The sequence below is a fragment of the Streptomyces sp. A0642 genome, assembly GCF_004795105.1.
Taxonomy (GTDB): domain Bacteria; phylum Actinomycetota; class Actinomycetes; order Streptomycetales; family Streptomycetaceae; genus Streptomyces.
The window spans coordinates 184,030-204,764 of record NZ_SSBL01000002.1 but is presented as its reverse complement, the minus strand read 5'-3'; the positions used below and the strand labels follow the sequence as shown (position 1 = coordinate 204,764).

Below are 20,735 nucleotides of genomic sequence, written 5' to 3'. Positions count from 1 at the left end.
GGAATTGTTGATGTCCCACAAAAGTCTAGGACTGGAGATCCCTGTCGGCCAGACGCCCGAGGATCAGGGCGATTCGCAGGGTGAATGCCGAACGCACATCGGACGGCGACCATCCGGTGACGTCTGTCACACGTCGGAGCCGGTAGCGCACGGTGTTGGGGTGGACGAAGAGCATCCTGGCGGCTCCTTCGAGGCTGCTCGCCTGTTCCAGATACACACTCAGCGTCTCCAGGAGGGCCGAACCCGCTTCTTCGAGCGGTCTGTAGATCTCCTCCACCAACTGGTCCCGCGCGGCCGGGTCGCCCGCCATCGCGCGCTCCGGCAGAAGATCATCCGCGAGGACGGGCCGCGGCGCGTCCTGCCAGGCACTGCACGCCTTGAGCCCGGCGGCCGCCGCCTGCGCGGACCGGGTGGCCGCGAGCAGGTCCGGCACGACGGGCCCGGCGACGACGGGACCCGCCGCGTACGGGCCGATCAGCGCCTTCGCGACCTGCAACGGGTTGTCGCTGCCGCCCGCGATCACGACCAGGCGGTTGCCCAGCACCCCGGTCAGGACCTGGAGCTTCGCGTGCCGGGCGGCCCGGCGGATCGCCTCCACCGTCAGCTCGCTGTCGCCGTCCGGAGCCGTGCCGAGCAGCACGCACACATGCTCGGGGGAGTTCCAGCCGAGCGCGGCGGCCCGGGACACGGCGCCCTCGTCGGCCTCCCCGGACAGCACCGCGTTGACCACGAGCGATTCCAGGCGGGCGTCCCAGGCGCCGCGGGCCTCGGCGGCCTGCGCGTACACCTGGGCGGTCGCGAAGGCGATCTCCCGCGCGTAGACGAGCAGCGCCTCGCGCAGCACCGACTCGTCGCCGGGCGCGGCGACTTCGTCGATCGCCGCCTCCATGACCTCGATCGTCGTGCGCACCATCTCGACGGTCTGCCGCAGCGTGATCGCCCGTGTCAGCTCGCGCGGAGCCGTACCGAAGACATCGGTCGAGATGGCCTGCGGGGTCTCCGGATGCCGGAACCACTCGGTGAACGCGGCGATGCCGGCCTGGGCCACCAGGCCGATCCAGGAGCGGTTCTCCGGGGGCATCGCCCGGTACCAGGGCAGCGACTCGTCCATGCGGGCGATCGCGTTCGCGGCCAGCCGGCCGGAGGACTGCTCCAGTCGCTTCAGGGTCGCGGCATGGAGATGGGCGGCGTTCGCAGCGGGCTGCTCAGGATCGGATCGGGGCACGGGGACAAGACTGCCCTATCCGGACGGGTGCCCGACGGGGCGGGGCGGGCGGCGGGTCGTACCGCCGGGTAGCCGGCCCCGGGCGCGGCCCCCGTCCCGCGCGGGCGGGCTACCGTGGACGGGTGATTTCCGTACGTCGCTCGGGCGACCGCTTCAGGGGCGGGGACGGGGCGGCCGGCATCGAGTCCCGGCACTCCTTCTCCTTCGGTACGTTCTACGACCCCGACAACCTCCGCTTCGGCCCGATCCTGGCCTGCAACGAGGAGCGCCTCGCCCCGGGGGCCGGCTTCGAGGAGCACCCGCACAGCCACACCGAGATCGTCACCTGGGTCGTGGAGGGCGAGCTGACCCACCGGGACTCGGCCGGGCACGCCACCGTCGTACGCCCCGGGGACGTGCAGCACCTCAGCGCGGCGTCCGGGGTCCGGCACGTCGAACGCAACGACGGAGAAGCGCCGTTGGCGTTCCTCCAGATGTGGCTCGCACCCCTGGAGCCGGGCGGCGAACCCTCGTACACGACGGTTCCGGGCATCGCCGATTCCACCCCGTACGCCCTTCCGGAGGCCGGCGCGCTGCTCCATGTGCGCCGGCTGGCCGGGGGAGAGCGCACGGCGGTACCGGACGCGCCGAAGGTGTACGTCCACGTGGTGCGGGGGGACGTGCGGCTGGGCGGCGAGAGCCTGGCGGCGGGTGACGAGGCGCGGATCGCCGGCGAGACCGGGCTCCAACTCGTCGCGGACGGGGCGTCCGAGGTACTGGTCTGGGAGCTGCCGGACTGAGGCGCGGATCAGGTCCGTCGGCCGGTGACTTCGTACCCGGGGCGGCCTCCTGGGAGGCGACCCGCCTCCGTCACCATGCGAATCGCTGCCCGTCCTCTTCGGTCGCCGGGCGGTGGCCGGTGATCACGTCACCGTCGAACTGCACGAGGTGGAAGGGCTTGTCGTCCGCCCCGCACTGCTTGCACCACTCCGGATAGCCGGGGACCTCGAAGGGGCCCGACCGGGGGGATCCCTTGGCATGGTCCGACCACGCGATCGCGTCGCCGACGCGGAACCTGTTCAGATGCACGTCCCCGAAGTGGAACTGGATCACCCAGTCCTCCCGCGAACCGCACGCGGGGCAGGGGGACGGCGCAGGGACGAACAACCGGTCGTAGACACCCATGTCCGGACACCCCTCGCTCGGCATGTGCCCCGATCCGGGTGCGGCACTTCCCCAGCATGGGCGATGCCGCCGGCTGTGCCAAAGTCTTAACCGCCGGTTTCCCGCCGCCACATCGACCACATCGGCGGCCCGGACCGGAACGTCATCTCCTCGTGCACGGCGAAACCGTGACGCCGGTAGAACGTCAGGTTGCGGGGGTTGCTCGACTCCAGGAACACCGGCCGCCGCCCGTCCGCGTCCGCCTGCTCCAGCAGCCCGCCGAGCACCCGCGAGCCACGGCCGGTGCCGCGGGCGTCCGCGTGGGTGCCGATGTACTCGACGTACCAGTGCGCGGGACCGGCCGGGTGCCGGTGCTCCAGCGCGAGCAACCGCATACCGGTCCTCGGCAGTTGGGTCCGGCCCGCCCGCAGGAGTGTGCCCGCGTTGCGCAGCAGGTAGGTCACCGGCAGTTTCCACTGGCCGGGCTCCGCCCAGACCGCCGCCACCGTGCGGTCCCGGTCCGTCCACACCCGGCCCGCCGGGACCTGCTGGGCGAGGTGGGCGGTGAACAGCAGCCGCAGCCGGCGGTCCCGGTCGTGCGGCATCAGCCACGACCACACGGGGTCCTCGGCGTAGGCGCTGGCCAGGACGGCGGCGAGCGCCGGGACGTCGGATGCGGTGGCGCGGACTATGTCGGTCATGGCCGGGGAGAGTATCGGCCATGCGCGACCGCCGGCCACCCCGGCGACGGTGCTGGTCAACCAACCGCCGGGGCGCGAGTTTCGGCTATCACCGTGCGGCATCTCGACCTGGCGCCGGGGCCGTGGAAATCTGCCGGTGCCTCAGGAATACGTCCCTGGTTCGCCCGCCGTTCGTCCCGGCGGCCTAGCTTCGCAGGCACGCGCCGACGCCCCGCCCCCCCGATCACCGCCCCGGAGGCCCCTGATGACGCTCCAGACCCTCGAGTCCCCACGTCTCGACGCCGAGACCACCGAGAGCGCCGAGAGTGCCGAGAACGGCGTGCACGGCGTGCACGGCGTGCACGGCGTGCCCGGTGAGAGCGTCGAGAACAGTGCGAGCGGGGGTGACGGCCGCGAACACGCCGACGAGCTCCGCATCACCCGCCGCCGGATGCTCCGGACGGCCGCCGTCACCCTCGGCGCGCTCGCCGCCGGGCCGGTCGCCGAAGCGGTCGGCGGGGCGCGGGCCCGTGCGGCCGAGTACGTCCTGCCCGAGGGCTTCAACGGTGACATGTCCGACCTGAAGCACGTGGTGATCCTGATGCAGGAGAACCGGTCCTTCGACCACTACCTCGGTCAGCTGCGCGGGGTGCGCGGCCACCACGACAAGCAGGTGCTGAGATTCCAGGACGGCACCGACGTCTTCCAGCAACGGGACGCCACCGGCACCATCGTGACGCCCGCGGTCTCGACCGCCACCTGGAGCGACAAGCACAACTTCTACGGCGCCAACGGCGGGCGGTGGGACACCTGGGTGAAGGACAAGGGCGACCACTGCATGTGGTACTACACCCCCGACTACATGCCGTGGATGTACTCGCTCGCCTCCCAGTACACCGTCTGCGACATGAACTTCTGTTCGCTGCACGGGCCGACCATTCCGAACCGGTACTACCTGATGACCGGTGCGGCGGGCGGCGAGGTCACCAATGCCCGGCAGAACAACTACAGCCGCACGTGGATCACGGTGCCCGAGCAGCTCCAGCAGGCCGGTATCGACTGGCGGGTCTACTCCGACAACAGCGGCAACGGCGTCGGCGGCAGCCTCCAGAACGGCTACATCGGCGAGTACGGCTGCAACGTCACCAACAGTTTCGCGGCCTTCGACCCCCGCAAGGCGGACGCCGCCGACCTCGAACCGGGCACCGGCAGGATCTGGAAGGCCAACTCCTTCGTCTACGCGGGCGCCACCACGCCCAACGACGACTCCGAGGCGAACCTCGACGCCGTGCTCCGCGACCTGATCGCGGCCTGCGAACCGGGGGCGGAGCACCCGCTGCCGGAGGTCTCCTGGGTGGTGATGCCCGCCGCGTGGAGCGAGCACCCGGGCTTCGACACCGTCCACGGCGAGCGCTACATGAACAAGGTGCTCAAGACGCTCCAGAGCAACGAGGACATCTGGAACCACACCCTGGTGATCATCACCTACGACGAGAACGACGGAAAGTTCGACCACGTCCTGCCCCCGCGCCCGGAGGCGGGCACGCCCGGCGAGTTCTCCGGCACCACTCCGTACGGCTTCGGCCCCCGGGTGCCGATGCTGCTGGTCTCGCCGTGGACCCGGGGCGGCTACGTCGCGTCGGAGGTGTTCGACCACACCTCGACGGTGAAGTTCCTGGAGACCTGGGCCGCCCATCTGGGCAAGCCGTTCACCTGTCCGAACATCACCGACTGGCGCCGCTCCATCGCCGGCGACCTGACCAGCGCGATCGACTTCGCGCACCCGAGGCCGGGCCCGGTCGTCATCGCCGACCCGGTCACCGGGACTCCGCCGAAGCCGCCGCGCGACCGGATGAAGCCGCGCGGACTCTCCTTCCACCCGCACGCCACCTTCAGCGAGGACCGCTCCTCCGGCACGGTGACCGCGTCCATGACGCTGACCGGCGGCCCGGAGGGCAAGGCGGTGAGCCTCCAGGTCTTCGCCGACCAGTACCTCGCGTTCGACAACACCCCGTACACGGTGACGGCGACGGCCCCGCGTTCGTACACCTGGGACACCGACGCCACCGACGGGAGATACGCCTTCTCCGTCTACGGGCCCGACGGCTTCCTGCGCTCCTTCGCCGGCCAGGTCGTCCCCGAGAGCGAGAGCGAGAGCGGGAAGCGCATCGGAATCCCGCGCGTGGAAGCGGAGTTGGTCAGGGGCAGGCGCGGGGTGGTCAGGCTGCGGCTGCACAACGACGGGAGACACCCCGTCCGCTACACCCTGGAGGCCAACGACTACGCGGGCGGCACCCTCACGCACACCGTCCCCGGCGGCGCCTCCAAGACCGTGCACTGGCCCACCGAGCACGGCTACTACGACGTGGTGCTCACCGCCGACACGGGGACGGGGTGGACCCAGCGGTACGCGGGGCGGGTGGCGACGGTCTGAGCGGACGGACGCGGATCGGGCGAGGGCGTCGTGGACGGGCCGGGCCCCTGCCCGTCCGGGGCGGATCAGAGGCAGGCCAAGCACGCCGTGAGCTCGGCGGACAGCGCAAGGGTTCCCCAGAGGACGATGCCGCCGACCGGCCGGACAGGCCTTCCCGCGTCTTCACGCATCAAGGTGAGGTGGACGGCGACGGCGGCCGGGGCGGAAACGGCGCCCAGCGCACCGGCCAAGGCGAGTGCATGCCACCCGGGGGTCGCACCTTGGAGGACGCGGACCACCGTGATCAGGGCGGCCGCGGGCAGCAGCCCCAGCGTCGTGGTGGCAGCCACCCACCCCCACCGTCTCCCGTGGCCCGCCAGCCGCCCGAACCGATGCCCCAGGGCCACGGCCGGCAGGATGTACGCGGCTGTCAGCACCGCGCTCGTGCCCAGCAGGGCCGGTGGCCCGACCACCAGGGCGAGGAGAAGCGCGGCGGCTCCCGACGGGGCTCCGGGCGAGGCGGCCCACGCCGGCGTGAGTGCGGCAAGGACCACGCACAGGACGGCCATCGACACCGACGACGGGGCCGCGCCCGGCCGCTTCGCTGGACGGGAGTCCCACGGATGTGCCATCTCGCCCTCCCCGGCCCCCGGGCGCATGCCTTGCCCGTCCCTGCGACCATGTCGGCGACACCCTACGCCCGCTATTGAACGCGTTCAATAGCGGGATCCCGGCGTTTTAGGCCTCCGGCCGGAAGGTGCGGCCCTCCGCGGCGGGGACCGGCAGGAGAAGAGCGGTCGGCGGGGCGTGAGGGCGGCCGGATCTCCGGGCCGCTGCTAGGGTCCGGGTGATCATCACATCACCTGGGGGTGCCATGACGGCCGTTGTGCTTCTGACCGTTGGTCCCGTTCTCCTTCTCCTGGGGGGAGCGGTGGCGCTCAACTTTCGGGGAGTTGCTCGCGGGTTGGAGAGCTGGGCCGCGGCCAACCACGAGCGGGTGATGCACGCGCGTGGTGAGCTCGGGCCTTCTGCGACAGCGCCCTCCGCTCGGCTCTACCGGCTGCTTGCGACTGCCGTTGCCATGTGCGGGCTTGTCTTCACTCTTGGCGGCTGTCTCGAACTCATGTAAGTCGCGCCCGAGTGGCTCGGCCAATGGCGGATCACGCCGTCGATGTCGCTGAGCACGGCGTCGTGGGCGAGAGGAGGTTCACTCCCCGCAAAGCCCCTCCACGAATCCCTGCCAGGCGTCGGCCCCGACGACGAGGACGGGCCCGCCCGGGTTCTTGCTGTCGCGGACGGGCACGGAGGCCGCGCAGCCGTCGGCCACCTCGACGCAGTCGCCGCCGTTCGTTCCGCTGTACGACGACTTACGCCAGGCAGCGCCGCCGGTCACGGTGCACTCGACGCACTCGCCGCCAGAACTTCCGCTGTAGCTGGACTTACGCCACTGCGCGTTCTTCAGGTCGGGGCCGGTCTCCATAACGCTCCTCCATCACGCGGGCGATCAGAGCCGCCGAATCCTCCACGGAGAGGGCGGCGGCCTGCAGGTGAGCGTATCGGAGCGAGCCTTCCCGGACCATGTCGGGACTGGCGGTCATATGGCCGGAGATGATGTCCTCGGTGTAGATGATGTCGAGGTCGTCCTCGAAGCGCATGGTGGTGAACGAACCCTCCATGCTGGCGTGTTCACCTGCGGTGAAGGGCAGCACCTGGATCTGCATCCACCGGTTGTTGGCGAATTCCAACAATCGGTGCAGTTGGGCGCGCATGATCTTGTGGCCACCGACCAAGCGGTGCAGCACCGCCTCGTCCAGCACGGCCCACGCCAGCGGTGGCCGTTCGCGCTCCAGGATGCGCTGGCGCTCCATCCGGGCGGCGAGCAGGCCGTCCAGATCGTCGGGCATCCCGGTGGCCAGGACCGCCCGCGCGTAGTCCTCCGTCTGCAACAGGCCGTAGACCAACTGCGCCTGGTACGTGGAGATGTACGTCGCACGCGCCTCCATCTCCGCGTACGGCTGGAACCAGGTCGGCAGTTGGCTGCGCAGGACCAGGCCCATCAGCCGGGAGAACACTCCGTCCGTCCCCAGCGCGGCGTCGACGCGTTCGGAGAAGTCGCGGGTGGGCAGCTTCCTCGTGGTCTCGATCTGGCCGATCAGCGAGCCCGTACAGAAGATGATCTCGCCCAACTGGGCCTGGTTCAGGCCGGCGGCTTCGCGTAGGCGGCGCAGTTCCCAGCCGTAGTAGTCCAGTGGGGAGGCGCTGGGGTCGAGTGACTGGACGTTGGCCACGACGGGGACCTCCGAGGTGCAACGCCTCGCGGCGTTCGGTTCCGGTTGTAGCCGAGCGTAGTCACTCGCTCGCACAGTGGTGACATGAATCACGTAACTGCTCCCCGGGCCGCGGCCGACCGGCCCGACGAGCCCGTCTACCGCGCAGACTTCGCCATCGGCGAGCACTCGGCCCGGCATCTGCGGCGCATTCTCCGGCTCTACCTCAACGGGTGGGGCCTGGCGGGCGTGGCCGACGCGGCGGAGCTCGCACTGACCGAGCTGATCGCCAATGTCGTCCGGCATGTTCCCGGCCGTCGCTGCCAGACCTTCATCTTCCGGCTCCCGGGCGGCGGGGGCGTACGCGTCGAAGTGGCCGACGACTGGCCGGGGTTGCCCCTCATGGCCGAGGGAGACCTGCTCGACGAAGAAGGGCGGGGGCTGTTCCTGGTGGACGCCGTGACGGACAAGTGGGGTGTGGAGGCGCGGCATGACGGCGGCGGCAAGGCGGTGTGGTTCGAGTGCCTCGCCGCCGCGGAGCCGGTTACGCCTTCAGCTCGGCCAGCACCGCGTCCGTGAACGGCGGCCACACCTCGGCGGCCCACGGGCCGAAGGCGCGGTCGGTGAGCGCCACGCAGGCCGCGCCCGCCACCGGGTCGATCCACAGGAACGTGCCCGACTGGCCGAAGTGCCCGAACGTCGCGGGGGAGGACGAAGCGCCCGTCCAGTGCGGGGACTTGTGGTCCCGGATCTCGAAGCCGAGACCCCAGTCGTTGGGGTTCTGGTGGCCGTAGCCCGGCAGCACGCCCTTGAGCCCGGGGTGGACGACGCTCTGCGCCTCCAGCACCGTGCGCGGGTCGAGGAGCCGGGGCGCCTGCACCTCCGCCGCGAAGCGCGCCAGGTCCTCGACGGTCGAGACGCCGTCGCGGGCGGGGGAGCCGTCCAGTGTCGTCGCCGTCATGCCCAGGGGCTCCAGCACCGCCTGGCGGAGGTACTCGGGGAACGGGATGTCGGTGGCCTTCGCGAGGTGGTCGCCGAGGACCTCGAAGCCCGCGTTGGAGTACAGCCGACGGGTGCCGGGCGGGGCCGTGACCCGGTGCTCGTCGAACGCGAGGCCGCTGGTGTGGGCGAGCAGGTGCCGGACCGTGGAACCCTCGGGCCCCGCCGGTTCGTCCAGCTCGACCGCGCCCTCCTCGTACGCCACCAGCGCCGCGTAAGCCGCGAGCGGCTTGGTGACGGAGGCGAGGGGGAAGCGGTGCGCGGTCGGGCCGTACGTACCGGCGACGGTCCCGTCCGCTCGTACGACCGCCGCCGCCGCGGTGGGGACGGGCCAGTTCTCGATCATTGCCAGGCTCTGCATACGTACGAGGTTAAGACCGGCGGGCAGGCGGGGCGTCATGAGGCCGGTGCCGCGGCGCGCAGCGCCGCCTCGACGCGGCGGTTGCCGGTCATGGTCGCCGTGACGGCGGTCATGGTGAGGAGGAGGCCGGCGGCGGCGTAGAGCGGGGTCCGCAGGTCGTACGTGGTGGCCAGCCAGCCGCCGAGGAACGCGCCGAACGGGGCGGCGCACATCGCGAGCATGCGGGAGGTGGAGGCGACCCGTCCCATCAGGTGGGCCGGGACGATCGCCTGCCGCAGGGAGGGACCGAGCACCATCGTGGCGCCCATGCCCGCCCCGCAGACGGCGAGCGAGAGCCCGGCCACGTACGGGTTCGGGGCGGCGGCGAGCCCCAGGATGGCGAGTCCTTCGACGGCGGCCGTGCAGGTCAGCGCGGTGCCGGTGCCGAGTCGCCGGCCGAGGAAGGAGGCGATGCCCGCGCCGAGCAGGCCGCCGGCTGCTTCCGCCGTGAGGAGCAGACCGAAGCCGAAGGAGCCGATGCCCAGACGGTCGTGGGCGAAGAGGGCGAGCACGGTCTCCACGGCGAGGAAGGCGACGTTCCCCACCGCCGGACGGAGCGCGAGCCCGAGCAGCAGCCGGTCCCGGAAGACGTACGAGGCCCCGGCGCGGGCCTGCCGCAGCAGCGACTCGCGGGCCTCCAGTACGGGCAGGGGCGCGGCGGGCAGTGACCGTACGAGCACCGCGGAGATCGCGAACGACAGTGCGTCGGCGAGCAGCGGGACCGCCCGCCCGAGGGCGAGCAGCGCACTGCCGGCGGGCGGCCCCGCGAAGCCGGACGCGGCGGTCTGGGTGCCGCGCAGACGGGAGTTGGCGCGCTCCAGGAGGGCGGGGTCGCGGCCGAGGAGGTCCGGCAGATACGCCGTGGCGGCCGTGTCGAAGAACAGTCCGCCGATGCCGAGCAGGAAGGCGACGGCGGCGAGCAGCGGAATGCTCAGCGCGTCGAGCGCGGCCGCTCCGGCGGGTATCGCGAGCAGCGCCGTACGCGCGGCGTCCGCGACCCACATCGTGCGCCGGCGGTCCCAGCGGTCCACGAGCGCGCCGCCGAGCACCCCGAAGAGCAGCCACGGCAGCGTGCCGGCGGCGGTGACCACGGCGAGGGCCATCGGGTCCCGCGTCAGCGTGAGCGCGAGCAGCGGCAGCGCGCCGTGCGTCACCCCGTCGCCGAGCGAGGACACCGTCTGCGCGGTCCAGAGCCGTCCGAAGCCGGAGGGGAGTCTCTCCTTCAGGTCGGTGGTCACTCGTCCTCACCTCCGGCCTGCCCGCGCGACGCCGGGTGGAACAGGGCGAAGACGAGTGACGTGTCCGGCAGCGAGGGGTCGGACAGCTTCCGGTACTCGTCCGCCAGTGCCTGGAGCCGCGCACCCAGTTCCGCGAACTGCTCGTCGGTGAGCCGCAGGTGTGCCATCCGTACGTGCCGCTCGCCGTCCGCGGGCGACGCTTCCAGGTCTGCCACCGCGTGCCGCATCAGCAGATCCGGCCCTCCCTCGCCCGGATCGGGCAGCTCGATCGACCGGGCGGCCATCGCGTAGTACCGCTCGGTGACGCCCCGGACCTTCCGTGTCCGCACCACCTTCACCAGGCCGGCCCGCTCCAGCAGCCGCACGTGGTAGCTGGAGCTTCCCTTGGCGAGGCCCACCCGGGCGGCGATCTGCGTGATCGTCGCGGGCTCGAAGCGGAGTACCGCCATGATCCGGTGGCGGGTGAGGTTGGAGACGGCGCGCAGCTGCTCGTCCGTGGTGACGTGAAAGGTCTCGGGCAGATCGTCGGTAGGTGGCATGCGCTCAATGGTCAACACTTCTTGACCATTGCGCAAGGGGGGAGGGCGTACGGGATCGGTGTGGCTGAAACTCGTCTCCGGCAGTGCTTGCTTAGAGTGCACTCCAGGGTTCTAGCGTGGAGGGCATGACGGTGACGGAGACTGAGATCGCTTCGCCGGGGGTGGACGCCTGCGCCTCGGCCCCCCGGCCCCATCCGCGTCCCGCGGGCCAGGACCGCTACACCATCAGCGAGGTGGCCGCCTTCACGGGGCTGAGCGCTCACACCCTGCGCTGGTACGAGCGGATCGGGCTGATGCCGCACGTCGACCGTTCCCACACGGGACAGCGCCGCTTCACCAACGCCGACCTGGACTGGCTCGCCTTCGTCGGCAAGCTGCGGCTGACCGGGATGCCGGTCGCCGACATGGTGCGTTACGCGGAGCTGGTGCGTGAGGGCGAGCACACCTTCGAAGAACGCAGGGAACTGCTGGAGGCGACCCGCCGCGACGTGAGGACGCGGATCGCGGAGCTCCACGACACCCTCGCCGTCCTCGACTACAAGATCGAGTTCTACGCAGGCGCCCCTCGGGTGCCGGAAAGGCCCAGTGCCTGATGACTGACAACAAGATCGCCACCGTGGAGCTCGGCAGCGGCGGCCCGCAGGTCGGCGTCCAGGGCCTCGGCTGCATGGGCATGAGCGAGTTCTACGGCGACACCGACGAGGCCGCGGCACGCGAAACGCTGGAGACGGCCCTCGGCGCGGGCGTCACGCTCTTCGACACCGCCGACATCTACGGCAGCGGCGCCAACGAGACGTTCCTCGCGCCCTTCGTCGGGGCGCACCGCGACGAGATCACCCTCGCCACGAAGTACGCCATCGAGCGGCGCGACGACGACCCGCACTACCGCGGCGTGCGTAACGACCCCGCGTACATCCGGCAGGCGGTCGAGAACAGCCTGCGCCGGCTGGGCACCGACGTCATCGACCTCTACTACATGCACCGCCGCGACCCGTCCGTGCCGCTGGCGGAGTCCGTCGGCGCGATGGCCGAACTGGTGCGGCAGGGCAAGGTCAAGCACCTCGGGCTGAGCGAGGTGACCGGCGCGGAACTGCGCGAGGCGCACGCCGTGCACCCCATCGCGGCCCTCCAGTCCGAGTGGTCGCTTTTCAGCCGCGACGTCGAGCGCAGTGCCGTGCCCGCCGCCGTCGAGCTGGGTGTGGCCCTGGTGCCGTACTCGCCGCTCGGCCGCGGCTTCCTGACCGGGGCGTTCACGGACGCGGGCAAGGAGCTGGCGGGGAACGACTTCCGGAAGTTCCAGCCGCGCTTCACCGGCGACAACGCGAAGACGAACGCCGCGCTGCTGGAGCCGGTCCACAAGATCGCCGCCGCACACGGGGCGACCGCCGCCCAGGTCGCGCTCGCCTGGGTGCAGCAGCGCGCCCAGGTGCACGGGCTGACCGTGGTGCCGATCCCCGGCACCCGCAAGAGCAGCCGGCTGCTGGAGAACCTCGGGGCCACCCGGCTCACGCTGTCGGCCGAGGAACTGGCACTGCTGGAGCCGATCGCCGACAAGGTGGCGGGGGACCGCTACCCGGACATGAGCAACACGGCCACGGCCCGCGAGTAGCAGACGGCGGGGCGGGGGCCGGGGCGGCGGAGAGAGCGACGCGTTGACCGCTGTCGGGCCGACGCGGCCGCGAGCCCGGCGGGCCGCGGTTCTGTGCCCGGCCCCGCCCCGCGCGCTCCTGCGTCCGCCCCCGGGGCGGAAGGCCTCACGCCATCCCCAGCGCGAAGACCGCGAATCCCGCCGCGAGCACCCCCGCCACGGCCCGGCGGGCGGCCGCGGCCCGGGTGCCCGCCTTCCACGGAGCCTCGAACCGCCGGGCGTAGCGGGCGATCAGCACCAGCAGCCCCGCGAACACCGGCATCCAGGCCAGCCGGGCCAGGACCCAGCCGAGCGTGTCGGGGCCGGTCGTCAGGCCGGGTACCGCGCCCGCGAACGACGCCGGCACGGCCGCGGCGAGCATCGCCGTCTGGTGCCAGCACAGGATCGTCATCGCCGACAGGTTGACCATGACGACCGGCGCCCACACCAGCGGTCTGCGCAGCAGCCGGCCGATCCGGCCGTGCAGCAGGATCGCCGCACCGCTCTGCGTGGCGGCCAGGGCGAGGACCAGCAGCGACGGCGGATGCGAGTTGGTACGCGCTGCGCCCGGCACCCCGACCATGGACGCCGGGTAGTGGAAGACCAGCAGCAGGGCCGCGAACAGCACGCCACCGCCGACGAGCAGGAACCGGGCGCCCCGCTTCCCGATCCTGCCCTCGCCCCAGGAGACGCCCAGCTGGTACGCGAAGAGCCAGCCGGGAACGATGTTCAGCACGCTCAGCCAGGAGGGCATCGCGTCGCCGAGCGGCCCGTAGCGCAGCACGTCGACGACGGCGACCCCGCCGAGCAGCGGGGCCGCGGCCCAGCCGCCGAGCCTCCTCGCCGCGCGGATGCAGTACGGCGTCAGCGCGGTCACCACCGCGTACACGCCGACGAACCAGAGCGGCTGGATCACCAGCGTCGAACCCGTCCGCAAGGTGTCGCCCGGCACCCCGAGCGAGTGGAGCACCGGGATCATCGCCGCCCAGACGGCCGTCACCCCGAGCACCGGCCGGCCGAGGCGGGCCATCCGGCCCCGCAGCCAGGCCCCCGTCGTGGACTTCCTCCGGCGGTACGAGAGCACCGAGGCGTAGCCGCCGACCAGGAAGAAGACGCCCAGCATCTGGAGCACCCAGCTGAACGGGGCGAGCGAGCCGAAGGCCGAGAGCGGGCTGGCGTTGTGCAGGGCCCCGCCGCCGTCGAGCCGGAACCCGCCGAGCAGCCAGTGCCCGGTCGGTACGGCGAGCAGGGCGAGGGCGCGCAGTCCGTCGAGGGCGCGGTCGCGGTGGGCGGGGGTGCGGGCCCCGATACGGGAGGCGAGCTCGCGCACGCTCATCACAGCTCCCCGTCCGCGATCGCGGCGAAGGCGTGCAGGGACTGGGTGCCGGGCGCGAAGTAGCCGGTGTGCCCGTGGGCGTCACCGGCGGGCACCCGGCGGGCGCCGAACCCGGCGGAGGTCGGGTCGGCCCCGTGGCCCAGCCCGGCGAACTCGACGTTCGGCACGTCGTCGATCCAGTCGTCGGGGTCCTTGGCGGCCCACACCCGGGCGCGGGTGTGCAGGTCGCCGACGTTGTCGGCGCGCATCCCGGGGGACCCGAGGACGACCAGGTCGCGGGCGCGCAGGCGGGGAGCGGCGAGGCCGCAGACGACGGAGCCGTAGCTGTGGCAGAACACCGTGGGCGCGGGCACGCCGGTCGCGGCGAGCCCGTCCGTGAACCGGGTCAGGCGGTCCGCACCGGCCTCGGCGAGCGAGCCCGTCGCGGCGTCCACGCCGACGCCGACGGGCGTGGTGTACCCGGCCCAGGCGATCACCGCGCTGCCCGGCCCGGTCTCCGCGTACAGCGACCTGGCCATGCCGGCCGGCGTCCCGTACACATCATGCGTACGGTCGAAGGTCCCGGCGTCGATGTCCGAACCCGGCACCACGACGGACACCCGGCGGGCTGTCGTCAAGTCCCCGAAGACCTCGGCGACTTGACCGCGTCCCCGGGGGTCGAACGCGAGGATCCGGCGGTGGGGGTCGGCGCCGAGGCTCGCGTACCGGGGGTCGTGGCCGGCCTTCAGGGCGAGGGCGTTGGCCCGGTAGCGCAGTGCGACGGGTACGCCGTCGAGGTTGCCGACGACGAGCGGATGCCGGGTGATCAGCAACTGCCGTTCCTTCGCGCTCAACCCGTCGAAGAACCGCGCCACTTGTGCGGGGGTGGCCCGTTCCGGGTCGGGCAGCTCCCGGCCCAGCACGTGATCCGACCGCCAGGCGGCGGTGCCGGGCGGCGGCCCGGTCAGCGCCTGTTGGGCGTTCCCCGAGGCCCAGCCGACCGTCCCCGACACGATGGTGGTCGCCAGGGCGACCGCGACCAAGGTCCTCGCATAGCGGCGCATCCGACCCTCCCTCTCCGGCTGAACCGGCTCCCGCACGCCGTGCGGCGCGTCGAGGAGGAAGGTAGGAAGACGACGGGTGAGGGGGCGTCACACCGGAGGGCCAACTGCGGGGTGATACCGGGGTAGGGGGTGTACGGGTTCCGCCCGGGGCGGCGGCGGGCGGCTGGCTTCGTCCGGGGTGGTCCGCGGGGGCGGCAGGCGGCTCGCTTCGTCTGGGTGGACCGCCGGGGCAGCTTGCTTCGTGCAGGCCGCTCGCTTCGGGCGGGGCGGTCCGCCGGGCCGCTTCGTTCTCAACCGCCGCACGGGTTCAGAGGTGCCTCACCCGCCGCACGGGTTCAGAGGTGCCTCACCCGCCGCACGGGCTCGGGAGATGCCCTCAATCGCCGGGCGGGCCGGACGCGCCCGGTACCACCAGCCCCGCCTCGTACGCGAAGATCACCGCCTGGGCTCGGTCGCGCAGGTCCAGTTTGGCCAGCACCCGCCCGATGTGGGTCTTCACCGTCTGCTCCGCCAGCACCAGCTGTCCCGCGATCTCCTGGTTCGAGAGCCCGCGCGCCATCAGCTCCAGCACCTCCGTCTCGCGGGGGGTCAGTCCGTTCAGCCGCAGGGCCTGGCCGCCGCGCGTGGCCCCGGCCGGCCGCTGCCGGGCGAAGTCCGCGATCAGGCGGCGCGTCACGGACGGGGCCAGCAGCGCGTCGCCCGCCGCCACCACCCGGACCGCCGAGATGAGGTCCGCCGGCGGGGCGTCCTTCAGCAGGAAGCCGGACGCGCCGGCGCGCAGCGCCTCGTACACGTAGTCGTCCACGTCGAAGGTGGTGAGCATCAGCACCTTCGGCACGTGCACCACGCCCACCGGCGGGTTCAGCAGCTCGCGCGCCGCCGCCAGGCCGTCCATCTCGGGCATCCGCACATCCATCAGGACCACGTCCGGATGGGTGTGGCGGCTGACGTCGACGCCCTGGCGGCCGTCCGGCGCCTCGCCGACCACGTCGATGTCGGCCTGCGCCGACAGCAGGGCCGCGAATCCCGCCCGCACCATGGCCTGGTCGTCGACGATGATCACACGGATGGTCACGAGTCCTCCGGATTCGGCAGGGGGGCGGACGAGGGCGGAGCGAGGGGAAGCCGGGCGGCCACCCGGAATCCGCCGTCCGGCAGGGGCCCGGTCTCCAGCGTTCCGCCGGTCAACCGTACGCGTTCGCGCATGCCGATCAGCCCGTGCCCCGTGCCCGTCGTCTCCACGGGGGTGTGCGGGGAGAGCGACGAACCCGTGTGCACCGGAGGACCGTTGACGACCAGCACCGTCAGATGCGCCCCGTCGGAACCGTCGGAACCGATCGACACGCGGGTCCGGGCGCCCGGCGCGTGCCGGACCACATTGGCCAGGGCCTCCTGCACGATCCGGTACGCCGACAGGTCCACCGCCGGCGGTACGCCCTCCAGCCCGGCGGGCATCGACAGCTCGGCCGGCAGCCCCGCCCGTACCGTCGCCTCCACCAGCTGCTGCACCCGGTCGAGCCCCGGCTGAGGCGCCCGCTCGCCCTCCGTGCCCTCGCTGCGCAGCACCGTCAGCAGGCGCCGCATCTCGGCGAGGGACTCCCGAGCGCTCGCGGCGATCGACGCGAACTCCTCCCGGGCCTCGTCCGAGAGCCCGCCGCTCAGCCGGTACGGGGCGGAGTCGGCCTGGACCGTGATCACCGACATGTGGTGGGCGACCACGTCGTGGAGCTCGCGGGCGATCCTGGTCCGCTCCTCCAGCAGCGTGCGCTGCGCCCGCTCGGCCTCGCTGATGGTCTCCTGCTCGGCGAGCCGGCGCTGCGCGTCGCCCCGCTCCCGCACCGTCGCGCCGATCACCAGGACCACGGCGCCGAGGATGACCAGCAGGAGCGAGTTGTCGCTGCCGCGGTGCGAGGAGACCAGATACAGGACGAGCCCGGCGGCGCCGGTCGCCAGCCACACCCCGACGAGGGTCCGCCGGCCCTCACGCAGGCCCAGCGCCAGGAGCAGGAAGAGGTAGCTGACGAAGCCCGGCGGGGTCCACGGCCATGCGCTGTCCTGCCCGCCGTCCTGCCCGAGCAGCACCACCGCGCCCGCGACGTGGGCGGGGAAGATGATCCACCAGGCCTGCAACGGGCGGTGCGCCAGCATCAGGAGCGGCACGGCCTGCCCGACGGCGAGCGCGGCCGCGATGCCGCCGTTCAGGCCGTACTGGTCGCTCAGAACGGTGATCGTGACCGGGAGGAAGATGGCGACGAGGGTGAGCACGGCGACGTACGGCAGCAGTCGCTGCCACTGCCTCGGGGCGTCGGCCAGGAGCGGCGTCGGGGGATGCGAGGGATGGGACAGCGCGTGGCCGGTCTCCCGCAGATTGCGGCGGGCGGCGCTCAGCAGACCGTCCGCCGGCGGGTGCGGGGGAACGGGCGGCGGCGATGACTGCGGGGGCGGTGAGGAGGGGGGCATGGCCTGATCAGGGTAGGCAGCGAAGCCGTCCGTCGGCGTCATACCGGGGTTCCGGTTCCGCCGCGGCCGGTGTCGTACCGAGGTATGACCCGCGTGCGCCGGTGCGGGACGCTCGCGTACGGATCACAGCTCGGCCAGCAGCTGCGCCTTCTTCGCGCTGAACTCGTCGTCCGTCACCAGACCCGCCTGGTGCAGCTCCCCGAGATGGCGAATCCGCTCGGCGATGTCCGCCGGGTCCCGGCGCCCCGGACTCACCAGGGCGGCCGCGACGGGGGCGGACTGCTTCCTGCGGACGGACTCCAGTACGGCCGCGGCGAAGGGCAGCGACTCGTGCACCGGGCCGTAGCCCAGGCCGAAGATCACCGCGGCCGGGTCCTGGTCCGCCCGGGCCGGACGCGCCTCCAGCGGCTGCGCGCTCGGGGCGGTGCTCGTCAGCAGACCCGCACCCGGCCCGCAGGCGGAGGAGCCGGCGCCCGTGGCGGAGGCCGGATCGGAGGGCGCGGGCACACGCGGCACCAGCCGCAGATAGCCCTCGAAGGCCTCGGGGGAACGCCACTCGACGCCGCTCAGTTCGGTGACCGGGAACGTCTGGTCGCCCGCCTTCCACTTCTCCGAGGAGGCGCCCGTCCAGAACCACCGGAAGGAGATCCGGTCCCCGTCGAAGCTGGCCCTGCCGTCGTACGCCTTGAAGTGCATCGGCGCCTCGGGGGCCGCGACCAGGAACCGGTCCGCGGGCTCGCCCGCCTCGGGGCCCAGGCGCGCGCGCAGCTCGTCCGCGTAGTACTCGGCGAGCGTCTCGCGCTCGGCGGGGAGCACCAGGCGGTACGGGTCGCAGCCGTCCTTCAGCTGCCCGGCCGCCGCCTCCAGGAGTGGATCGGCACCGGGTCTGGGGACCGCACGCAGCACCACCGTGCCCCGCTTGCCCGGGGTCAGCGTCACCGACGACAGCGCCGCGTGCGGGACGCGGCGCTCACGGAGGCTCTGCAGGAGCCTCGGCGTACGGATACCCCGTTCGAAGCGGATGAGCACGGAGTCGGCGTCGAACTCCCAGGTGGCATGAATTCCGGCCAGCACATCACCCATGTGCCTCATCGTATGCGGCACTTGCCCGCGCGTCGCCCCTCGGAGACCGGGTCAATTCGTGGCCGGTCGCGGTCTTCTACGCGCGTCGGACCCGTTCGGGCCGTCTTTACGCGCGTCAGGCGGACGTGTGGCCGGAAATCTGTTCGTGGCAGCCGCTGTCGGACTTCGCGCAGGTCACGGAGGCGTAGGCGCCCGCGCCGATCGCGGCGAAGTTGCCGAGGCTCTCGGTTCCCGGCTCGAAGTAGCCGCTGTGTCCGACCGCCTCGCCCGCCGACGCGATGCGGGCGCCGAAGTCCGGATCCACCGGGTCGGCTCCGTGGCCCAGGCCCCCGAACTCCAGGTTCGGCACGTCCGCGATCCAGTCGTCGCGGTCCCGCATCGCCCAGACGTTGGCCCGGGTGTGCAGCTGGCCGGCGTTGTCGGCCCGCATGCCGGGGCTTCCCGCGACCGCGATGTCCGTCACCCGGCGGGGCAGTTCGTCCGCGGCGACGCCGCACAGGACGGAGCCGTAGCTGTGGCAGAACAACGAGACGGGAGCGGTCCCCGGGAGGGCGCCGACGAGTGCGTCGAGGCGGACCGCCCCGCGTGCGGCGAGGTTGCCCAGCGCCGCGTCCATGCCGATGCCCGCGGGCGCGGTGTAGTCGGCCCAGGCGATCACCGCGGTGCGGACGTCCGGATGCCCGGAGTGCTCGGCCGCGTACAAGGACTTGGCCATGCCGACGGGGGCGGCGTTCGTCTTGCTCCCGGTGCGCTCCAGCGTCAGCAGGTTCGTGTCGACACCCGGGACGACCACCGAGACGCGTGCGGCCCGCTCGAGGTCGCCGAACACCTCGGCGGCGTGGCCGCGGCCCGACGGGTCGAACGCGAGGAAGTGCCGGCCCTCGGCGAGCATCGACCGGAAGCGGTCCACCCGGTGCTGTGCGTCGGAGCGGCCGTCGGGGGAGAGCCTCGGGTCGTTGACCCGGGCCTCCTCGGCCGTGCGGGCCTGCTCCAGCGCGAGCCGGTTGGCCTGGTAACGCAGGGTGACCGGGGCGCCGTTCAGGTTCCCCACCACCAGGGGGTAGGACCGGGCCAGGCCGGCCTGCTGGGCGTCCGTGAGCGAGGCGAAGAAGTGCGCCAGCTTGTACGCGGGCGCGTCCGCCGCGGGCAGCGGGCGTCCCGCTATCGACCCCTTGGCCCAGGAGGCGAGGGCGACCGTGCGCGGCGCGGCGGAGTGCTGGTGACGCACGGCGGTCCAACCGGTGGTCGCCAGCATCACGAACACGACCGCGATGGCGAGAAGAGCCCGCCAGGCGGTGAGTGTGGGGGAGGAGTCGAAGGAAGTCACTTCGGCACACATTAGGAGACGCGCGTAGGGCTTCGGTAAGCGGGTGACGCACATCACCTGGGTGCGGGGAATGAAGCCGCGTTTTCCTCACCCTGCGTACGGTCCTGGCGCACGCTCCGCCGCGCCGGAAGCCGCCGACGGGCCTCATCGGGGCCTCGTCGCCCGCCTGTTGTGACGTCGGTCATGTCCCGTACTGAGGCGTGCGGCACATGCCGCCTCAGTTGAGGTGCGCGGTCTCGGCCGGGTGGGCGCGCCAGTCCCCGGCGAGCGCGGGGCCCAACTGGTCCAGATACGTCTCGGTCAGCGCCCGCAGCGCGTCCATGCTGCCGTCGCGGCCCCGTCCCCACAGCTGCCCGGTCACCCGCATCACCCCGGAGAACGCGGCGACGGCGACCCGCGGCCGGGGGTCCCGGGCCAGGTCCAGGCCCTCGCGCTCGGCGATCAGTGCGGCGATCTGCTCCTCCAGGGCGACGCTGCGGCGCATGTGGGCGGCGAGCAGGGAGGGCGTCGATTCGATCATCTGGTAGGTCCGCATGTGGAGTTCGACCGGGATGATGGCCTCGATCGCCTCTCCGATACTGTTCCAGGCGCAGAGGACGGCGTGCCGCATGGCCTCGAAAGGGGGTTCGGCGGCGGGGCGTTGGCGCAGTTCGAGGAGGAAGTGCGACTCCACCATCTCCTGGACGGCGAAGGCGGCCGACTCCTTGCCCGCGAAGTAGCGGAAGAAGGTGCGCTGGGAGACCTCGACGGCGTCGGCGATCTCGTCGACGGTGGTCTCCTCGTACCCCTGGGTGACGAAGAGGCCGAGGGCGGCGCGTAGCAGGGCGTCCCGGGTGCGCTGTTTCTTGCGTTCACGCAGTCCGGCCGGCCTGCCTGTGGCTCGCTGCCCGTCGGTCACTGAAGCGGTCCTCTTTTCCCTGCTTTGTCCGGCTCAGCTTACCTGTGAGCCACATGA

The 20,735-nt window shown here is 72.4% G+C and carries 21 protein-coding genes; 5 read left to right on the top strand and 16 right to left on the bottom strand.

Translation table 11 applies throughout. From position 1 onward, the window contains the following. Nucleotides 1-25: 25 nt before the first annotated feature. Complete coding sequence (locus E6R60_RS04500) at nucleotides 26-1,225, bottom strand: helix-turn-helix domain-containing protein (protein ID WP_136325089.1); 1,200 nt, start codon at nucleotides 1,223-1,225, stop codon at nucleotides 26-28. Nucleotides 1,226-1,347: 122 nt separating this feature from the next. Here E6R60_RS04500 and E6R60_RS04495 point away from each other — a divergent pair, with 122 nt between their 5' ends. Further along, entirely contained in the window at nucleotides 1,348-2,004 is a 657-nt protein-coding gene (locus E6R60_RS04495) for a pirin family protein (protein ID WP_136325088.1), read from the top strand. A gap of 70 nt (nucleotides 2,005-2,074) precedes the next feature. Here the strand turns inward: E6R60_RS04495 and E6R60_RS04490 are convergent, their stop codons facing one another. Together E6R60_RS04490 and E6R60_RS04485 are read right to left on the bottom strand one after the other, a co-directional pair. Beyond that, a complete protein-coding gene (locus E6R60_RS04490) occupies nucleotides 2,075-2,389 on the bottom strand; it encodes a hypothetical protein (protein ID WP_136325087.1) in 315 nt (104 codons plus the stop codon). 86 nt (nucleotides 2,390-2,475) lie between these two features. Next, nucleotides 2,476-3,069 (bottom strand): GNAT family N-acetyltransferase, encoded by a 594-nt coding sequence (locus E6R60_RS04485; protein ID WP_136325086.1) that lies wholly within the window; start codon nucleotides 3,067-3,069, stop codon nucleotides 2,476-2,478. A gap of 244 nt (nucleotides 3,070-3,313) precedes the next feature. Between E6R60_RS04485 and E6R60_RS04480 the strand changes: the two genes are divergently transcribed. Further along, on the top strand, nucleotides 3,314-5,482 hold the full coding sequence (locus tag E6R60_RS04480; protein WP_240802391.1) for an alkaline phosphatase family protein: 2,169 nt from the start codon (nucleotides 3,314-3,316) through the stop codon (nucleotides 5,480-5,482). Between the two features lie 65 nt (nucleotides 5,483-5,547). Here E6R60_RS04480 and E6R60_RS04475 read toward each other — a convergent pair whose 3' ends face one another. From E6R60_RS04475 to E6R60_RS04465, 3 genes are all read right to left on the bottom strand, one after another. Further along, entirely contained in the window at nucleotides 5,548-6,093 is a 546-nt protein-coding gene (locus E6R60_RS04475) for a hypothetical protein (RefSeq protein WP_136325085.1), read from the bottom strand. Nucleotides 6,094-6,668: 575 nt separating this feature from the next. After that, nucleotides 6,669-6,941 (bottom strand): DUF397 domain-containing protein, encoded by a 273-nt coding sequence (locus tag E6R60_RS04470; RefSeq protein ID WP_136325084.1) that lies wholly within the window; start codon nucleotides 6,939-6,941, stop codon nucleotides 6,669-6,671. Then, nucleotides 6,901-7,749, bottom strand: a complete 849-nt coding sequence (locus E6R60_RS04465; protein WP_136325083.1) for a helix-turn-helix transcriptional regulator — start codon at nucleotides 7,747-7,749, stop codon at nucleotides 6,901-6,903. The genes E6R60_RS04470 and E6R60_RS04465 overlap by 41 nt, the downstream gene beginning before the upstream one ends. 84 nt (nucleotides 7,750-7,833) lie before the next feature. On the opposite strand from E6R60_RS04465, the gene E6R60_RS04460 reads away from it, so the two are divergent. Further along, on the top strand, nucleotides 7,834-8,307 hold the full coding sequence (locus E6R60_RS04460; RefSeq protein WP_136325082.1) for an ATP-binding protein: 474 nt from the start codon (nucleotides 7,834-7,836) through the stop codon (nucleotides 8,305-8,307). On the opposite strand, the gene E6R60_RS04455 is transcribed toward E6R60_RS04460, so the two are convergent. From E6R60_RS04455 to E6R60_RS04445, 3 genes are read right to left on the bottom strand one after another with little or no spacing between them, the layout of a single operon-like run. After that, nucleotides 8,273-9,088, bottom strand: a complete 816-nt coding sequence (locus E6R60_RS04455; RefSeq protein WP_136325081.1) for a serine hydrolase domain-containing protein — start codon at nucleotides 9,086-9,088, stop codon at nucleotides 8,273-8,275. The genes E6R60_RS04460 and E6R60_RS04455 overlap by 35 nt on opposite strands. 35 nt (nucleotides 9,089-9,123) lie before the next feature. Next, nucleotides 9,124-10,365: an MFS transporter gene (locus E6R60_RS04450; RefSeq protein ID WP_136325080.1), complete on the bottom strand. Its 1,242-nt coding sequence runs from the start codon at nucleotides 10,363-10,365 to the stop codon at nucleotides 9,124-9,126. Continuing rightward, the gene (locus E6R60_RS04445) at nucleotides 10,362-10,904 is read right to left on the bottom strand and encodes a transcriptional regulator (RefSeq protein WP_136325079.1); all 543 of its coding nucleotides are present in this window, start codon (nucleotides 10,902-10,904) and stop codon (nucleotides 10,362-10,364) included. The genes E6R60_RS04450 and E6R60_RS04445 overlap by 4 nt, the downstream gene beginning before the upstream one ends. Nucleotides 10,905-11,029: 125 nt before the next feature. On the opposite strand from E6R60_RS04445, the gene E6R60_RS04440 reads away from it, so the two are divergent. Then, nucleotides 11,030-11,497, top strand: a complete 468-nt coding sequence (locus tag E6R60_RS04440; RefSeq protein ID WP_136325078.1) for a MerR family transcriptional regulator — start codon at nucleotides 11,030-11,032, stop codon at nucleotides 11,495-11,497. Next, nucleotides 11,497-12,513 (top strand): aldo/keto reductase, encoded by a 1,017-nt coding sequence (locus E6R60_RS04435; RefSeq protein WP_136325077.1) that lies wholly within the window; start codon nucleotides 11,497-11,499, stop codon nucleotides 12,511-12,513. Before E6R60_RS04440 ends, E6R60_RS04435 begins: the two co-directional genes overlap by 1 nt. 145 nt (nucleotides 12,514-12,658) lie before the next feature. Here E6R60_RS04435 and E6R60_RS04430 read toward each other — a convergent pair whose 3' ends face one another. The 7 genes from E6R60_RS04430 to E6R60_RS04400 form a co-directional block, all read right to left on the bottom strand. After that, nucleotides 12,659-13,867: an acyltransferase gene (locus E6R60_RS04430; RefSeq protein WP_136325076.1), complete on the bottom strand. Its 1,209-nt coding sequence runs from the start codon at nucleotides 13,865-13,867 to the stop codon at nucleotides 12,659-12,661. After that, nucleotides 13,867-14,910, bottom strand: coding sequence for an alpha/beta hydrolase (locus E6R60_RS04425; RefSeq protein ID WP_136325075.1), 1,044 nt, complete (start codon nucleotides 14,908-14,910; stop codon nucleotides 13,867-13,869). The genes E6R60_RS04430 and E6R60_RS04425 overlap by 1 nt, the downstream gene beginning before the upstream one ends. Nucleotides 14,911-15,286: 376 nt before the next feature. After that, nucleotides 15,287-15,985: a response regulator transcription factor gene (locus tag E6R60_RS04420; RefSeq protein ID WP_136325074.1), complete on the bottom strand. Its 699-nt coding sequence runs from the start codon at nucleotides 15,983-15,985 to the stop codon at nucleotides 15,287-15,289. Next, entirely contained in the window at nucleotides 15,982-17,370 is a 1,389-nt protein-coding gene (locus E6R60_RS04415) for a sensor histidine kinase (RefSeq protein ID WP_240802390.1), read from the bottom strand. Before E6R60_RS04415 ends, E6R60_RS04420 begins: the two co-directional genes overlap by 4 nt. Before the next feature lie 123 nt (nucleotides 17,371-17,493). Further along, nucleotides 17,494-18,453, bottom strand: coding sequence for a DUF4429 domain-containing protein (locus E6R60_RS04410; RefSeq protein WP_136325072.1), 960 nt, complete (start codon nucleotides 18,451-18,453; stop codon nucleotides 17,494-17,496). Between the two features lie 115 nt (nucleotides 18,454-18,568). Further along, nucleotides 18,569-19,780 carry an alpha/beta hydrolase gene (locus tag E6R60_RS04405; RefSeq protein WP_136325071.1) on the bottom strand — a complete coding sequence of 404 codons (1,212 nt, stop codon included), beginning with the start codon at nucleotides 19,778-19,780 and terminating at the stop codon, nucleotides 18,569-18,571. Nucleotides 19,781-19,997: 217 nt separating this feature from the next. Beyond that, the gene (locus E6R60_RS04400) at nucleotides 19,998-20,678 is read right to left on the bottom strand and encodes a TetR family transcriptional regulator (RefSeq protein WP_136325070.1); all 681 of its coding nucleotides are present in this window, start codon (nucleotides 20,676-20,678) and stop codon (nucleotides 19,998-20,000) included. Nucleotides 20,679-20,735 lie beyond the last annotated feature (57 nt).